We start from the raw sequence: 14,455 nt of genomic DNA on the forward strand, positions 1-14,455 counted from the left end.
TATTAAATATAGAATTTTGGAAGTAAGACTACATAAAGGATTAGGAAATTTAGATTTACCACTTCAACTAAACATTAGTTTTGAGAAGATATATGACATGCTTAAAACTTATGCAGACTCAGAATCTAAAAACCATCCCTTTTACTCATCTGCTAAAATTGTAGTAAAAGAAGTAGAAAAACATCCTGAATTAATAACAGGTTTTACAGATTTAACGATACTTCAAAAACATGAAGATTTAATACAACTTTTATTAGATGCTTTATTCCCAGAATTATTAACTTTAAATGAAATTAAAGCGGTAACAATTCCATTTTCTTTTACCTCGTTTAAATTTACACAACGTTTTGAAAATATACTAAAAAATGCTGGGGATAATTATGAATTACAAATAAGAGATTTTGATGAAAATTCGCTTTATATTATGGCGTGTACTTTTATCTTAAATACTGTTTATAAATATCCTGTAGACTTAAAACGTCCTTTCTTCTTTGACATACCAGATAAAAACCTTGGTACAACTAAAAATTATAGAGTAGCTTTTAATGCAGATTTCATGGAAATAACTCCATCTGAAAATGCTCCAAAAATTACAGAAGATGATATAAAATTACTTTTAGATAATTATGATAATGTTGATGTGTGGAAAGAAAAATTTCCTTTAGAAAGCTATATTTTTAAAGGTTTTGGTATCATGAATTTGTTTGATGTTACTACAGATGAAACTATTTCTTCTATAAGAACAAACCTATTACGAAAAGATGACGGAAGTATTGTTGAAAAACTTCAAGAAGACTTAAGTTCTTTTTATAATATTAAAGACCTAAAAGTGGGCTTTTCTATTTTTGATACATCAGAAATAAGTTACGGAACTAGCAAAATAAAAAAAGCAGATAGTATTTTACTGGATAATGAAAAAACCATTTCATGTTCAGATTTTTTCTGTGATCATATAATGGAAAATGTATTCCATAAAAACACAAGTATTGTTGTTTCTGACGTTAAAAAATATGGAATAGGTAGTAATGAAAACCCTTTTTACAAAAAATTAAAGTCAAGAAATATTGGAAGTATCATATTAATTCCAATAAAGACATCTGAAAATAATGATTTAGCTTTATTAGAAATTGGTTCGCCTAGACCTTACGAGTTAAACACAGTAAACAAACAAAAACTCCAAGACATAATTCCTGTATTAAAAGCAGCTGTAGATAGATTTTCTGAAGAATATGCAAACATTTTAGAAGCAACTATTCAAGAACATTACACCTCAATTCATCCTTCTGTAAAATGGAAATTTAATAACGCCGCAGAAAACTACCTGCAACAAATTTTTGAAAATATTGAAAATCCAAAACCAGAAGAAATTGTATTTAATAATGTATATCCTTTATATGGTCAACTAGATGTAAAAGGATCTTCTATTGCTAGAAACAATGCAATTTTAGAAGATTTAACTACACAACTTACCTTAGCTATATCTGTTTTAAAAGAAGCATGCAACTCAGAAAACCTACCTATTTATAACGAATTAATGTTTCGTGTTTCAGCATATTTAAAAGAGGTGAAAAAAGGATTAAAAGCAGGTGATGAAATTGCCATTTTAGATTTTTTAAAGACAGAAATTTATCCAGTTTTTACACACATAAAAGACATAAATTTAGACCTCGAAGCTCTAGTAAACACATATATGAGTAGATTAGATAATAATTTACAAGTTGTATATGAAAAAAGGAAAGCTTATGAACAAAGTGTAACGCTATTAAATGACAAACTCTCTAAATTTATAGACAAAAAACAAGAAGGAGCTCAACAAATGTTTCCTCATTATTTTGAACGTTATAAAACCGATGGAGTTGAATTTAACATGTACATAGGTGAATCTTTAACAAAAAAGAAAAAATTTGATAATTTATACCTGTACAACTTACGTTTTTGGCAAATACAACTAATGTATGAAATGGAAAACCTTGCCATGAATGCTACCAAAGAAATGGAACACAAACTTCGTGTTGCTTCTTTAATATTAGTTCACAGCAATCCTTTAGCCATTAAATTTAGAATGGATGAAAAGCAGTTTGATGTTGATGGAGCTTACAATATTCGTTACGAAATTATCAAAAAACGTATAGACAAAGCTCATATTAAAGGAACAGATGAACGCTTAACAGTTCCTGGTAAAATTGCAATAGTTTACTCTCAAGATAAGGACAAGTTAGAGTATATAAAATATTTAAATTTCTTACAATCTAAAAATCAATTGGGTAAAATTGAAGAGCTAGAACTAGAAGATCTACAAGGTGTTTCTGGCTTAAAAGCTTTACGTGTAAAGGTAATTTACAAAGAAGATTTTGATGCCAAAAAAACCATTACTTTAGATGAATTAATGGATGAATTAAAATAAGCAGTATTAAGCTATTCCTTGCGTATAAAATGCATAAGCAAAAGCCAAAACACTTACTAAAATACCAATCATAAAAACGGTATACGTTAATCTCAAAATTCCGTATTTCCTATTTAAAACCAAGCCTAAGAAATATAAATCTTTAGTTAAAGAACTGTATAAATAATCTCGATCTTTCATCATTTCATCCATTGCCCATTGAAATTCTTGTAATTTCATTTGATGAAAATTTCCAAAAAACAATAAATTTACCTTCTTATTTGCAACATCTTCTTTTGTAAATTTTCCTTGCGTTACATTGGGTCTCGTTGCCATAATAGATAATACAATAGATGCAACTGTAAATGCTATAAAAATAATAGACGGAATTATTAGATAATCGTTAGAAGGGTTATCTAACTTTGGTAGCAAAGTTGAAAGAGCCATGGAAATTATAATAGCATTTACAGAAAGTAAAATATTTGCTTTGGTATCGGCAATATCACTTAAGGTAATATGATTTCTAAGTGCAACTCTAAACATAGTTTCTACACCTCTTTCTGGTAATTCAATTTTACTTTTTTTGTGCGCTAATTCTTCTTTTTTATGTTTAAATTTTGTGGCTTCAGCTTTTATTTTCTTTTCAGTTTTTATTAACTGTGCTAAATTTTTACTTTTTTGTTTGTCCCAAATTTTTGACGCAGCACTAGTGTAGTAACGATGTTTATTGGTTAAAAAATCTATATTTTCACTCAACCAATCAGATTCATTTAAAACTCTATCTTTAGAGAGTTCCCATTCTCTTCTTAGCAACTCTGTTAAATAACTAAAATTTTTACTTCCTAGATGAGAACAGTCTGCATCATTTAAAATCTTTTCAAATTCAGAAACAGGCGCTACTCCCATTTCTGTAGAAAGAATCATCTTTGAAATTGCATCAATCCTCTCTGAAGCTAAACCGTTTTCTTTTAAAAATTTAGCTGCAATCTTTACACCTTCTTTCTCATGACCATCCATAACCTTGGTGTAACCAACATCATGAAACCAAGCGGCTATTATTAAATTTTCTTTTTCAATTTCAGATAAATCTAAAACTTCTATTAACTCTCCTGTCTTCTCAACCACTCGCTGTGTATGAGAAACGTTATGATACACAAAGCTTTTTTCTAAGTTTGAGTTTAAAAAATTAATAACAAAATTTTCTGTTTTAGAAATTAAAGTATCCATAAATCGAGTAATTTTAAAAAGTAAAAATAAGTAAAGTTTTTAGGACTTCTAACAATGTAAGTTTTATTACAAATTTTCGACTAAAATAATGAGTAAAAATTTAAATAGTACAGTTTCAATAATTATTGAGATTGTACTATATTTTTTGCTCAAAATTTTCATACTTTTAATAACTTAAATGAACGAAATTTATTATGCTTACTTGGAAAAACATTATTCACTTTACAGTAAATGGAAACCCAACTCCAACAAAAAGAGTTGAAAAAACTGAAGAAGAATGGAAAAAAACGCTTACTTCTGAACAATTTAGAGTAACTCGTTTAAAAGGAACTGAAAGACCTTTTTCTGGGGAACTCTGTTCAATTTACGAAGAAGGAAAATATAACTGTATTTGTTGTAACGCACCTCTATTTGATTCTACCATTAAATTTGAATCTAGTTCTGGTTGGCCTAGTTTTACACAACCAATTGAAGAGAATGCAATTAAATACCATAAAGATGTTTCATTAGGTATGATTAGAGTTGAAGTACTTTGTAACACTTGCGATGCTCATTTAGGGCATATTTTTCCAGATGGTCCAGAACCAAGTGGATTACGTTATTGTATTAATTCAGAATCTATGCAATTAGAGAAAGGAGCAGAAAATGACAACTAATAACTTACAAGTTGCCACTTTAGGCGGAGGTTGTTTTTGGTGTACAGAGGCTGTATTTCAAGAAGTAAAAGGAGTAGAAAAAGTAGTGTCTGGTTATGCCGGTGGAAATGTTCCTGGTCATCCAACGTATAGAGAAATTTGTTCTGGATTAACAGGCCATGCAGAAGTTATTCAAATTACTTTTGACGCTGAAATTATTTCATTTGAAGACATTTTAGTAATTTTTATGACAACGCATGATCCTACAACTTTAAACCAACAAGGTGCAGATAGAGGAACACAATATCGTTCGGTAATTTTTTATCAAAATGAAGTTCAGCAAAAAATAGCACAAGAGGTTTTAAAACAAATTCAACCGTATTATAATGATACGATTGTAACCGAGTTAAGTCCTTTGCTAATATTCTATGCAGCTACAAAAGAACATCAAAATTATTATAGAGAGAATACACAACAAGGATATTGTAGTTTTGTAATTGAACCAAAATTGGCAAAATTGAGAAAGCTACATGCCGATAAGTTAAAGTAAAATGATTAAATTATTTGGAGCGCAACGCTGCCATAAAACACAATATTATCAAACATTTTTAGAGACGCGTAATTTAGATTACGCGTTTTTAGATGTAGAAAAAAATGAAGAAAATGCTAAAGAATTACGTAACTTGTATGAGAATAGAAAATTAAATTTCCCTACAATTATTATTAACAATAAAAGGTTACGAAATCCTTCAGACAAGGAATTGAATAAGTGGATAGAAAAATTATGAAATTAACTATAGACGACACTTTTAACAAAGAATTACCTGCAGATGAAATTTTAGGAAATTCACGCAGGCAAGTTATAAATGCTTGCTATTCTTTTGTTGCACCTACAAAAACAGCAAATCCTAGCTTAGTACATGTTTCTGAAGAAATGTTAAAAGCAATTGGTTTAACTTCTGAAGATGCAAAATCTGATGATTTTTTAAACGTGTTTACGGGAAATACAATTTTAGAAAACACCAAACCTTTTGCCATGTGTTATGGTGGACATCAATTTGGTAATTGGGCTGGACAATTAGGCGATGGAAGAGCTATAAACTTAACCGAAATTGTACACAATAATAAACGTTGGGCAATTCAATTAAAAGGCGCTGGTGAAACTCCGTATTCAAGAACCGCAGATGGTTTAGCCGTTTTACGTTCTTCAGTAAGAGAATATTTATGTAGCGAGGCTATGTTTCACTTAGGCGTTCCAACAACACGTGCATTAAGTTTAAGTTTGTCTGGAGATGAAGTTTTGCGAGATGTTATGTACAACGGAAATCCTGACTATGAAAAAGGCGCAATTGTTTCTCGTTTAGCACCGAGTTTTATCCGTTTTGGTAATTTTGAAATTCTAGCCGCAAGACAAGACTCAGAAACTTTAATGCAACTTACAGATTATACAATTAAACATTTTTATCCGGAAATTTCTTCCGAAGGAAAACAAAAATACTTAGATTTTTTAACCAACGTTAGAAACAAAACCATTGATATGATTGTGCATTGGCAACGTGTTGGTTTTGTGCACGGAGTTATGAATACAGACAACATGTCTATTCTTGGTTTAACCATAGATTATGGTCCTTATGGTTGGTTAGAAGGTTACGATTTAGGTTGGACACCAAACACAACAGATATTCAAAACAAAAGATATCGATTTGAAAATCAGCCAAATATTGGAATTTGGAATTTACTAAAATTAGCAAATGCTTTATATCCTTTAATTGAAGAAGTTGATCCTTTACAGGAAATTCTAAACGGTTATCATGATCTTTTTAAGGAGAAATATTTAAAAATGATGCAAGAAAAACTTGGGTTATTTTCTTCGGATGAAAGCTATTCTGAACTAATTGGCAGATTAGAAGAAACTTTACAACTTACTGAAACTGACATGACAATTTTCTTTAGAAATTTAGCAAATGTATCAGCAAAAGATAACGTTGATTCAGCATTTAAAAAAATAACAAATGCTTTTTATGTTTTAAATGAGGTTAAAGGCGAAACTAAAGATTATTGGCAAGATTGGTTTAAACGATATTTAAAAAGATTACAAAAAGAAACTTTTTCTGATTCAGAAAGAAAAATAAAAATGGATTTGATAAATCCTAAATATGTATTGAGAAACTACATGGCACAATTAGCAATTGACGATGCAGATAAAGGAGATTATAAATTAATTGATGAGTTATATCAAATGCTAAAAACTCCTTATTCAGAACAACCAGAAAAACATAAATGGTTCGCTAAAAGACCAGAATGGGCGCGTAACAAAATTGGTTGTTCTATGTTGAGTTGCAGCTCATAATTAAAATTTATTGTACTTTAGATTTATGACTCACGAGTTTTTAAATATTTTACAGCAAGCATTAATCAACCAAAAAAAAAGGTTAACAAACGTGCTAGTGACTGTTGTTAACTTAGACGGTTCTTCTTACAGAAAACCAGGAGTTAGAATGCTACTTTCTTCCGATAATAAAATGGTTGGTGCAGTAAGCGGCGGTTGTGTAGAAAATGAAATACAACGTAGAGCACAATCTGTTTTTAAAGACGGAAAAGCAAAAATTATAACGTATGACGGTCGCTATAGATTAGGTTGCGAAGGTGTTTTATATATTTTATTAGAGCCTTTTTTTATTTCTGATGATTTATTTACCCAATTCTCAAAAAACATCTCAGAGAGAGAACCATTCATTATTGAATCTTATTACCAAAAAAAAGATGAAATTTTTGGAGATTTCGGTTCAGTAATTCAATTTAAAAAAGGAACATCATTTTCTTTTCACGAAGGAAAAATAGACTCAAAAAACGAAGTTTTTTCTCAAACTTTACAACCACTATTTAGGCTTTTAATTATTGGCGGGGAACACGATGCTGTTAAATTATGTACACAAGCAACTCAATTAGGTTGGCAAGTTGAAGTTATAACTTCTATAAAAGATCCTAAAGAATTAACTGATTTTCCTGGAGCAACTTCTGTAACTGCCCAAACTCCAGAAATACTTGAACTAAATAACATAAATAAACAAACAGCAATTGTAATTATGAATCATAATTTTACTTATGATTTGCGTTATTTAACAACTTTACAGAATGAAAATCCTATTTATATTGGAATTTTAGGAGCAGCTAAAAGACGTGAAAAACTATTAAATGAGTTATTTGATATTGCTCCTGATATTTCTGACGAATTCTTAGAAAAAATTCATACGCCAGCAGGATTAAACATTGGTGCAGAAACGCCAGAAGAAATTGCGTTGTCCATTTTAGCCGAAATATTATCCGTAGTTAGAAAAAAAGAAGTGTTTTCTTTAAAGAAAATTACAGGAAGAATTCATAGTTAAACATGCAAAAAACAGCAATACTTATTTTAGCGGCCGGAAGTTCTACTAGAATGAATGCTACCAAACAATTACTCCCATATAAAAACACAACTTTATTAGGTTTTGCAATTGAAACTGCAAAAAAAACTACAACAAACCAAGTGTTTTGTGTTTTAGGTTCAAATGCAGAAATCATAGAAGAATCGGTAAAAAAACATCAAGTTGAAACTATTTTTAATCCAAATTTTAAAGCAGGCTTAAGCTCTAGTATTGTTGCTGGTATAAATCATATAACTCCTATGAATTTTGATGCTGTTTTAATTATTCTTGCAGACCAACCCAAAATAACTAGTGCGTATTTAAATGAATTACTAAAAACTTCAGTAGAAAATCCTACTAAAATAATAGCATCTAATTATGGAGAAAATAATGGTGTTCCTGTAATTTTTCCGAAGAATTATTTTAAAGAATTATTGCTCTTAAAAGGAGACAAAGGAGCTAAGAATTTATTAAAGAAAATGCACTCTAATTTAATTTCAATAAAATCAACAAACCTAATTGATATTGACACAGAAGAAGAATACAAAAACCTATAAATAGTGTCTTTTTTTCATTTATTATAAAAAAATTAAATTAGCAGAACCAACTAAACAAAACTCATGAAGTTAACTAGAACTTTTTTATATGTTATTCTTTTTACATTCGTTACAAATTGCGCAACTTACAAGGCTCAATATTCCCAAAATAAACTAAACAAAGTCAACGCTAACAACAAAGAAATAGCACATTCTTTTTATTTAATTGGAGATGCTGGCAACTCAACTTTAACAGAAAATTCACCCGCTCTAAACTATTTAAAACGTAAAACTGAAAACACTTCAGAAAATGCAACGTTACTTTTTTTAGGTGATAATGTTTATGAAACTGGAATTCCAAATAAGAATAATGAAAATTATGCTTTAGCAAAAAGAAGAATAGAAGCGCAAACAGATGTTGCTAAAGATTTTAAAGGGAGATCAATATTTATTCCTGGAAATCACGATTGGTATAATGGTTTAGATGGCTTAAAACGAGAAGAAAAATTAGTAGAAGAAGCATTAGGAAAAAAGTCTTTTTTACCTCAAAATGGTTGTCCTTTAGAGAAAGTAAATATCTCTAAGGATATTGTTTTAATAATTGTTGATACACATTGGTATTTAACAAATTGGGACAATCATCCAACAATAAATGATAATTGTGAAATAAAAACAAGAACAAAGTTTTTTGATGAATTTGAAGGTTTAATTAAAAAAAGTAGAGGAAAAACTACCATTATTGCAATGCATCATCCAATGTTTACAAATGGTTCTCATGGAGGTAAATATTCTTTTGCAAGCCATATGAAACCTACACCAGTTTTAGGAACACTTAAAAACTTAATTAGAAAATCTTCAGGAATAACAAATACCGATATTCAAAATAAGAAATACAATGCGCTAAAAAAACATTTAGTTACTATTTCTCAAGAAAACGATAAAACAATTTTTGTTTCTGGTCACGATCATAATTTACAATATATAGTTCAAGATAATTTACCACAAATAATAAGTGGTTCTGGCTCTAAAACAATGGCTACTAAATTATCTGGCGGCGCAAAATTCACTTATGCAGCACAGGGTTTTGCTAAATTAGATGTATATAAAGACGGATCTTCATCTGTTAGTTTTCATACTGTAAAAGATGATAAAATTGTATATCAAACTGAAGTTTTACCTCCAAATGAGAAAAAAATTTTCAATACATTTCCTAAAAACAAAATAACAGAAAAGAAAGCTTCAATTTATACAAAAGAAGAAGTAACCAAAAATGGTCTATATCGTTATTTTTGGGGAGAACGTTACAGAAAATATTTTGGAACTGAAGTAAGTGCACCAACAGTAGATTTAGACACACTTTTTGGTGGCTTAAAACCTGTTAGAAAAGGTGGCGGACATCAATCAAAATCTTTGAGATTAAGAGATAAAAAAGGACGCGAATATGTTATGCGAGCGTTGCGTAAAAATGCAGTTCAATATTTACAAGCCGTTGCTTTTAAAGATCAATATATAGAAGGACAGTTTGATAACACAAAGACAGAAGGCTTATTAATGGATGTTTTTACAGGATCACATCCTTATGCACCATTTACAATAGGAAAATTATCTGACGCCATTGGTGTTTATCATACAAATCCTGTTTTATATTACATTCCTAAGCAAAATAGTTTGGGTCATTTTAACTCAGAATTTGGAGATGAACTGTACATGATTGAAGAACGTGCCGCTTCTGGGCATGGAGATAAAGCTAGTTTTGGTTTTGCTAACGAAGTTATAAGCACAGACGATTTATTGAAGAATCTAACTAAGAGTGAAAATCATGTTTTAGATGAAAACTCATACATAAAAGCTCGTTTGTTTGACATGTTAATTGGAGACTTTGATAGGCATGAAGATCAATGGAGATGGGCAGTTTTTAAAGAAGGAAAGCAAACCGTTTACAGACCAATACCTAGAGATAGAGATCAGGCATTTTCTATAATGGGAGATGGTGCTTTGTTAGGTTTTGCTACAAACAATGTGCCTACTTTAAGAGGAATGAGAGCGTATAGTGAAGAATTAAAAAGTCCAAAATGGTTTAATTTATCGCCAAACGCATTGGATATGTCTATAATTAAATCTGATAAACAACATTGGGATGCTCAAGTTAAATTAATCACATCAAAAATTACTGATGAAATTATTGATGATGCTTTTTCTCTTTTTCCTGATGAAGTTAAAGATGAAACCATATCAGAAATAAAAAGAAAACTACAAGGACGTAGAAGTAATCTACAGAAAATATCTGATTCTTATTACAACTACTTAAACACTTATCAAGTTATAAAGGGAACCAATAAAGATGATTGGTTTGATGTTGAAAGATTACCAAACGGTAAAACAAAAGTTACTGGATATCGAATTAAAAAGGGTGAAAAATCAACTGTTTTTCATCAAAGAACATATAGTGCTTCAGAAACCAAAGAAATTTGGATTTATGGCTTGGATGACGATGATACTTTTATTGTAAAAGGTGAAGCCAAAGATCTAATAAAAGTTAGAATTATTGGAGGTCAAAACAATGATAATTATACTATTGAAAATGGTAAAAAAGTAAAAATTTACGACCAAAAATCTAAGAAAAATACCTTTACCAACAATAATGGAAGCATAAAACTAACGGATGATTATGAAACAAATGTTTACAATTATAAAAAATTACCAAATAGTTTAAACGTTCTAAATCCATCAATATGGTTTAATCCAGACGACGGAATAAAATTAGGGCTAACAAATATTTTAACAATCAATAAATTTGAAAGAAACCCATTTACTTCACAACACATACTTTCTGGAGCCTTCTATTTTGCTACAAATGGTTTCGAATTAGATTACTCAAGTGAATTTGCAAACGTTATTGGTAAATGGAATTTAGGAATAGAAGCTCATTTTACAAGTCCAAATTTTGCAATAAATTACTTTGGATTGGGTAATAGTAGTTTAAACCCTGAAGCCGATAAAGAAGAATCTAACTTAGATTTTAATAGAGTAAAAATAAAGCAATTAACAGCTGGTACATCTTTACATTGGAAAGGAGATTTAGGTGCAAAAATTAAAATTGGTGCTAATTACCAAAATTATAAAGTAGAAAATACTCCTGATAGATTTATTAACACACAATTCAATGCAAGTAACCCTATTTTTAGCAATCAAAACTTTCTAAATACAGAAGCAAGTTACGAGTTTGAAAACACAGACAATCCTGCTTTTACAACAAACGGGATGAAAACCGAACTAAAGGTTGGTTACACAGCAAACTTGCAAAACTCTAATAGTTTTAGTTATTTAATTCCTTCTATTTCGTTCAATCAAAAACTTTCAGATAGCGGAAAATTGGTTTTTGCAACTAAACTACATTCTCACTTTACATTTGGAAGCGGTTATGAATTTTATCAAGCTGCAAGTATTGGAGGAAACAAATATGGTTTAAGAGGATATAGAAATCAACGTTTTACAGGTAAGAATTCTTTTTATCATACATCCGATATTCGTTTACTTTTAAGTACAATTAAAACGAGTTTAGTTCCTTTGAATGTTGGAATTTATGGAGGTTTCGATTATGGTAAAGTTTGGGGAACACCTACTTTACCTTCAACAAGTTTTAATACTTCTTATGGAGCTGGGGTTTTCTTTAATGCTGCAAACATGTTAGGCGCAAATATAGCTGCCTTTAAGAGTGAAGATGGAATGCGACTTGCAGTTGGCTTAGGGTTTAAATTTTAAATATGACACAAGAAACTATAATAGCTATCGGTGCTATCTTTGGATTGTTAGCAGTAATATTCGGTGCTTTTGGAGCACATGCTTTAAAGAAAATTTTAAACGAAGACCAACTAAAATCATTTGAAACAGGTGTAAAATACCAAATGTATCATGCCATTGTTTTACTAATTTTAGGTTTTCAATTAAACCCTAATATTAGCTTAGATAAGTACATTATTTATGCATTTATATTAGGAATAGTACTGTTTTCTTTTTCAATTTACGGTTTGGTCATTTCATCAGCCAAGAATAAGAAACTAAAATTCCTAGGACCAATTACTCCTCTTGGAGGCTTGTTTTTAGTTTGTGGTTGGGCACTTTTAATCTATAAATTTATAGTGTAGTTTAATTGAGTTTCAACTCATATAAAAAACCACCTGCTCCATGTGCTTTTTCATCAGAAATATATAAAGTATTTTCGTCTTTAAAAGTGATGCTTTCTTTTTGAGAAGTATGTTCTAAAGGTAGTTTTTTAAAAGTTCCACTTAAAAAATCATCTCCTTTAAAATTGGTAAATAACAAGACCGATTTGGATGTAAGTAACACTACTTTTTTTCCGTCGGGAGAAATAGCTGCAGAAGTTATCCAACAAGATATATCGTTGCAATCGTTTTTAAAAGTTGAAATAAACTCCGCTTTGTAATTTCCTTTTTCAGCTGGAATTTTATACAAACTTGTTTTTCCATAGTGATTTTTTACACGGCTTTTAGTAAAAATATATAAGCTATTATTCCAATAAAATAATGATTCAGAATCAAAAAATCGATTTTTTTTCTTCGCAGGAAATTTAGTTTGTTCTGGGTAAGAAAACCGAATTCTTTCAATCTCTATTTCACTTTTAGACATTAAATCTTGATGATTAACTTTTAAAATAGCTAAATTTTGTCTTTTACTATCGTTATTTCCAAAATCTCCTATATAAAGATTGCCTTCTTTATCTGAAGTTAAGTCTTCCCAATCGTGGTTTTTTGCTTGAATTTTAAGTTCATTATCAATTTTTCCACTATATGATAATCCATATAAATGTGGTTTATTTCCACTATCATTAAGCATCCAAATTAAATCTGAGTTTCGTGTAATTTCTGTTCCAGAAACTTCTTTTAATGTATTGGGTAAGTCTGTAACAACGGTAAGTTTACCATAGTCTTGACAACCTAATAATGTTAAAAGAGAAAAGAGAAGAATATATTTTTTCATGACTGATAAGTTTACCAACCGCCTGTAGCGCCACCTCCACCAAAACTTCCACCTCCGAAACCGCCACCAAAGCCGCCGCCGAAACTTCCGCCACCAGATGAACCTCCAAATCCACCGAAACCACCCGAACTTCTGCCTGAGTTACTTAGAATAATTGTTTCTAGTATACCTCTTGTGTTTCCATCTCTTCTATAACTTCTTCTATTTCCGTTGCCATTTCCTTTATTTCCTCTTGAAATTAAAATAAAAATGATAACAATAAAAATTATAAAAAGAACAAACGGTAAAATACTACCATCTGAATTTTGTTGTCGAGTTCCTTGATACTCGCCATTCATTACTTTAAAAACAGAATCTGAACCTTTATCCAAACCTCTGTAATAACTTCCGTTTCTAAATTCTGGTAAAATAACACGTTCAATAATTTGACGCGAAGTGTAATCCGTCATTAAATGTTCAGTACCTTTTCCAGTAGCAATTGTAATTTTCCTGTCATCTTCTGCCAATAACATTAAAATACCATTGTCTTCATTTTCTTGACCAATCCCCCATTTTTCGCCCCAATTAGCAGCTAAGTAAGCAATATTTTCACCTTCAGTAGATTTAATAATTGCTACTACAATTTGAGTTGAAGTAGAATCAGAATACTTAATCAACTTATTTTCTAATGATTTCTTTTCACTTGGAGAAAGTAAGTTTACATAATCATAAACACTTGTTTGATCTTTATTCTTTTGAGGTTTTTCAGGAATCTGAAAACCTTGCGCAATTAAGTTTTGAGCAAACAAAAGCCCAATTAAGAAAAGTAAATATGTAGCTTTTTTAAAACTCATTTTAGTTCTTAGAAATTTCATTAGACAATTCATCTTCATCTTTAATACTCCAAGGAAAATGGGTTTGCAACTCTTTACCAGCACTTAACACACCATCAACAATTCCTTGTTTAAAATTTCCATTTTTAAAATGATTTTGCATTGTGTTTTTGGTTGTTTCCCAAAAGTTTTTAGGCACAACAACATCAATACCTTTATCACCATAAACTACAAATTTATGATCATCTACAGCAACGTAAAATAACACTGCGTTTTCTTGTTGAGTATTGAACATTTTAAGCATATGAAATACTTCTAACGCCCTTTCGTAATGATCTTTATCGGTTTTTCTTTCGATATGCACACGGATTTCGCCAGAAGTATTTCTTTCTGCTTGTCTTATTGCAGAAACAATTTCCTGTTCTTCTTCTACAGATAGAAAATCTTCTACTTTAGACAT

Annotated in this window: 13 protein-coding genes; 9 read left to right on the forward strand and 4 right to left on the reverse strand. The window is 30.1% G+C overall.

All coding sequences use genetic code 11. From position 1 onward, the window contains the following. Positions 1-16 precede the first annotated feature (16 nt). Positions 17-2,404 (forward strand): GAF domain-containing protein, encoded by a 2,388-nt coding sequence (locus tag L1S33_RS01320; protein ID WP_240560891.1) that lies wholly within the window; start codon positions 17-19, stop codon positions 2,402-2,404. 6 nt (positions 2,405-2,410) lie between these two features. Here the strand turns inward: L1S33_RS01320 and L1S33_RS01325 are convergent, their stop codons facing one another. After that, entirely contained in the window at positions 2,411-3,610 is a 1,200-nt protein-coding gene (locus L1S33_RS01325; protein WP_240560892.1) for a Pycsar system effector family protein, read from the reverse strand. 194 nt (positions 3,611-3,804) lie between these two features. Between L1S33_RS01325 and msrB the strand changes: the two genes are divergently transcribed. The 8 genes from msrB to L1S33_RS01365 all read left to right on the forward strand — a co-directional run bounded on the left by msrB (position 3,805) and on the right by L1S33_RS01365 (position 12,330). Then, complete coding sequence (msrB, locus tag L1S33_RS01330; protein ID WP_240560893.1) at positions 3,805-4,266, forward strand: peptide-methionine (R)-S-oxide reductase MsrB; 462 nt, start codon at positions 3,805-3,807, stop codon at positions 4,264-4,266. Beyond that, entirely contained in the window at positions 4,256-4,795 is a 540-nt protein-coding gene (gene msrA, locus L1S33_RS01335) for a peptide-methionine (S)-S-oxide reductase MsrA (protein ID WP_240560894.1), read from the forward strand. The genes msrB and msrA overlap by 11 nt, the downstream gene beginning before the upstream one ends. Before the next feature lies 1 nt (position 4,796). Next, on the forward strand, positions 4,797-5,033 hold the full coding sequence (locus L1S33_RS01340) for a glutaredoxin family protein (RefSeq protein ID WP_240560895.1): 237 nt from the start codon (positions 4,797-4,799) through the stop codon (positions 5,031-5,033). Further along, positions 5,030-6,595: a protein adenylyltransferase SelO gene (locus L1S33_RS01345; protein ID WP_240560896.1), complete on the forward strand. Its 1,566-nt coding sequence runs from the start codon at positions 5,030-5,032 to the stop codon at positions 6,593-6,595. Before L1S33_RS01340 ends, L1S33_RS01345 begins: the two co-directional genes overlap by 4 nt. Positions 6,596-6,692: 97 nt before the next feature. Beyond that, entirely contained in the window at positions 6,693-7,631 is a 939-nt protein-coding gene (locus L1S33_RS01350; RefSeq protein WP_240560897.1) for an XdhC family protein, read from the forward strand. A gap of 2 nt (positions 7,632-7,633) precedes the next feature. Then, a complete protein-coding gene (locus tag L1S33_RS01355; protein WP_240551331.1) occupies positions 7,634-8,206 on the forward strand; it encodes a nucleotidyltransferase family protein in 573 nt (190 codons plus the stop codon). Positions 8,207-8,269: 63 nt separating this feature from the next. Continuing rightward, positions 8,270-11,947: a metallophosphoesterase gene (locus tag L1S33_RS01360; protein ID WP_240560898.1), complete on the forward strand. Its 3,678-nt coding sequence runs from the start codon at positions 8,270-8,272 to the stop codon at positions 11,945-11,947. Between the two features lie 2 nt (positions 11,948-11,949). Then, on the forward strand, positions 11,950-12,330 hold the full coding sequence (locus tag L1S33_RS01365; RefSeq protein ID WP_240551330.1) for a DUF423 domain-containing protein: 381 nt from the start codon (positions 11,950-11,952) through the stop codon (positions 12,328-12,330). Position 12,331: 1 nt separating this feature from the next. Here L1S33_RS01365 and L1S33_RS01370 read toward each other — a convergent pair whose 3' ends face one another. The 3 genes from L1S33_RS01370 to L1S33_RS01380 are packed head-to-tail and all read right to left on the reverse strand — an operon-like array spanning position 12,332 to position 14,455. After that, entirely contained in the window at positions 12,332-13,183 is an 852-nt protein-coding gene (locus L1S33_RS01370) for a hypothetical protein (protein WP_240560899.1), read from the reverse strand. Between the two features lie 11 nt (positions 13,184-13,194). Continuing rightward, a complete protein-coding gene (locus tag L1S33_RS01375) occupies positions 13,195-14,016 on the reverse strand; it encodes a TPM domain-containing protein (protein WP_240551327.1) in 822 nt (273 codons plus the stop codon). Position 14,017: 1 nt separating this feature from the next. After that, positions 14,018-14,455, reverse strand: a complete 438-nt coding sequence (locus L1S33_RS01380) for a TPM domain-containing protein (RefSeq protein WP_240551326.1) — start codon at positions 14,453-14,455, stop codon at positions 14,018-14,020.

This window comes from Tenacibaculum aquimarinum, assembly GCF_022478115.1.
GTDB classification, from domain to species: domain Bacteria; phylum Bacteroidota; class Bacteroidia; order Flavobacteriales; family Flavobacteriaceae; genus Polaribacter; species Polaribacter aquimarinum_A.

What these genes read in the sequence shown, in the direction of transcription:
- L1S33_RS01375 (WP_240551327.1), bottom strand. Translation starts at nt 14,016, where the DNA reads ATGAGTTTTAAAAAAGCTACATATTTACTTTTCTTAATTGGGCTTTTG.
- L1S33_RS01380 (WP_240551326.1), bottom strand. Translation starts at nt 14,455, where the DNA reads ATGTCTAAAGTAGAAGATTTTCTATCTGTAGAAGAAGAACAGGAAATT.
- msrB (WP_240560893.1), top strand. Translation starts at nt 3,805, where the DNA reads ATGCTTACTTGGAAAAACATTATTCACTTTACAGTAAATGGAAACCCA.
- L1S33_RS01340 (WP_240560895.1), top strand. Translation starts at nt 4,797, where the DNA reads ATGATTAAATTATTTGGAGCGCAACGCTGCCATAAAACACAATATTAT.
- L1S33_RS01360 (WP_240560898.1), top strand. Translation starts at nt 8,270, where the DNA reads ATGAAGTTAACTAGAACTTTTTTATATGTTATTCTTTTTACATTCGTT.
- L1S33_RS01355 (WP_240551331.1), top strand. Translation starts at nt 7,634, where the DNA reads ATGCAAAAAACAGCAATACTTATTTTAGCGGCCGGAAGTTCTACTAGA.
- L1S33_RS01370 (WP_240560899.1), bottom strand. Translation starts at nt 13,183, where the DNA reads ATGAAAAAATATATTCTTCTCTTTTCTCTTTTAACATTATTAGGTTGT.
- L1S33_RS01365 (WP_240551330.1), top strand. Translation starts at nt 11,950, where the DNA reads ATGACACAAGAAACTATAATAGCTATCGGTGCTATCTTTGGATTGTTA.
- msrA (WP_240560894.1), top strand. Translation starts at nt 4,256, where the DNA reads ATGACAACTAATAACTTACAAGTTGCCACTTTAGGCGGAGGTTGTTTT.
- L1S33_RS01345 (WP_240560896.1), top strand. Translation starts at nt 5,030, where the DNA reads ATGAAATTAACTATAGACGACACTTTTAACAAAGAATTACCTGCAGAT.
- L1S33_RS01325 (WP_240560892.1), bottom strand. Translation starts at nt 3,610, where the DNA reads ATGGATACTTTAATTTCTAAAACAGAAAATTTTGTTATTAATTTTTTA.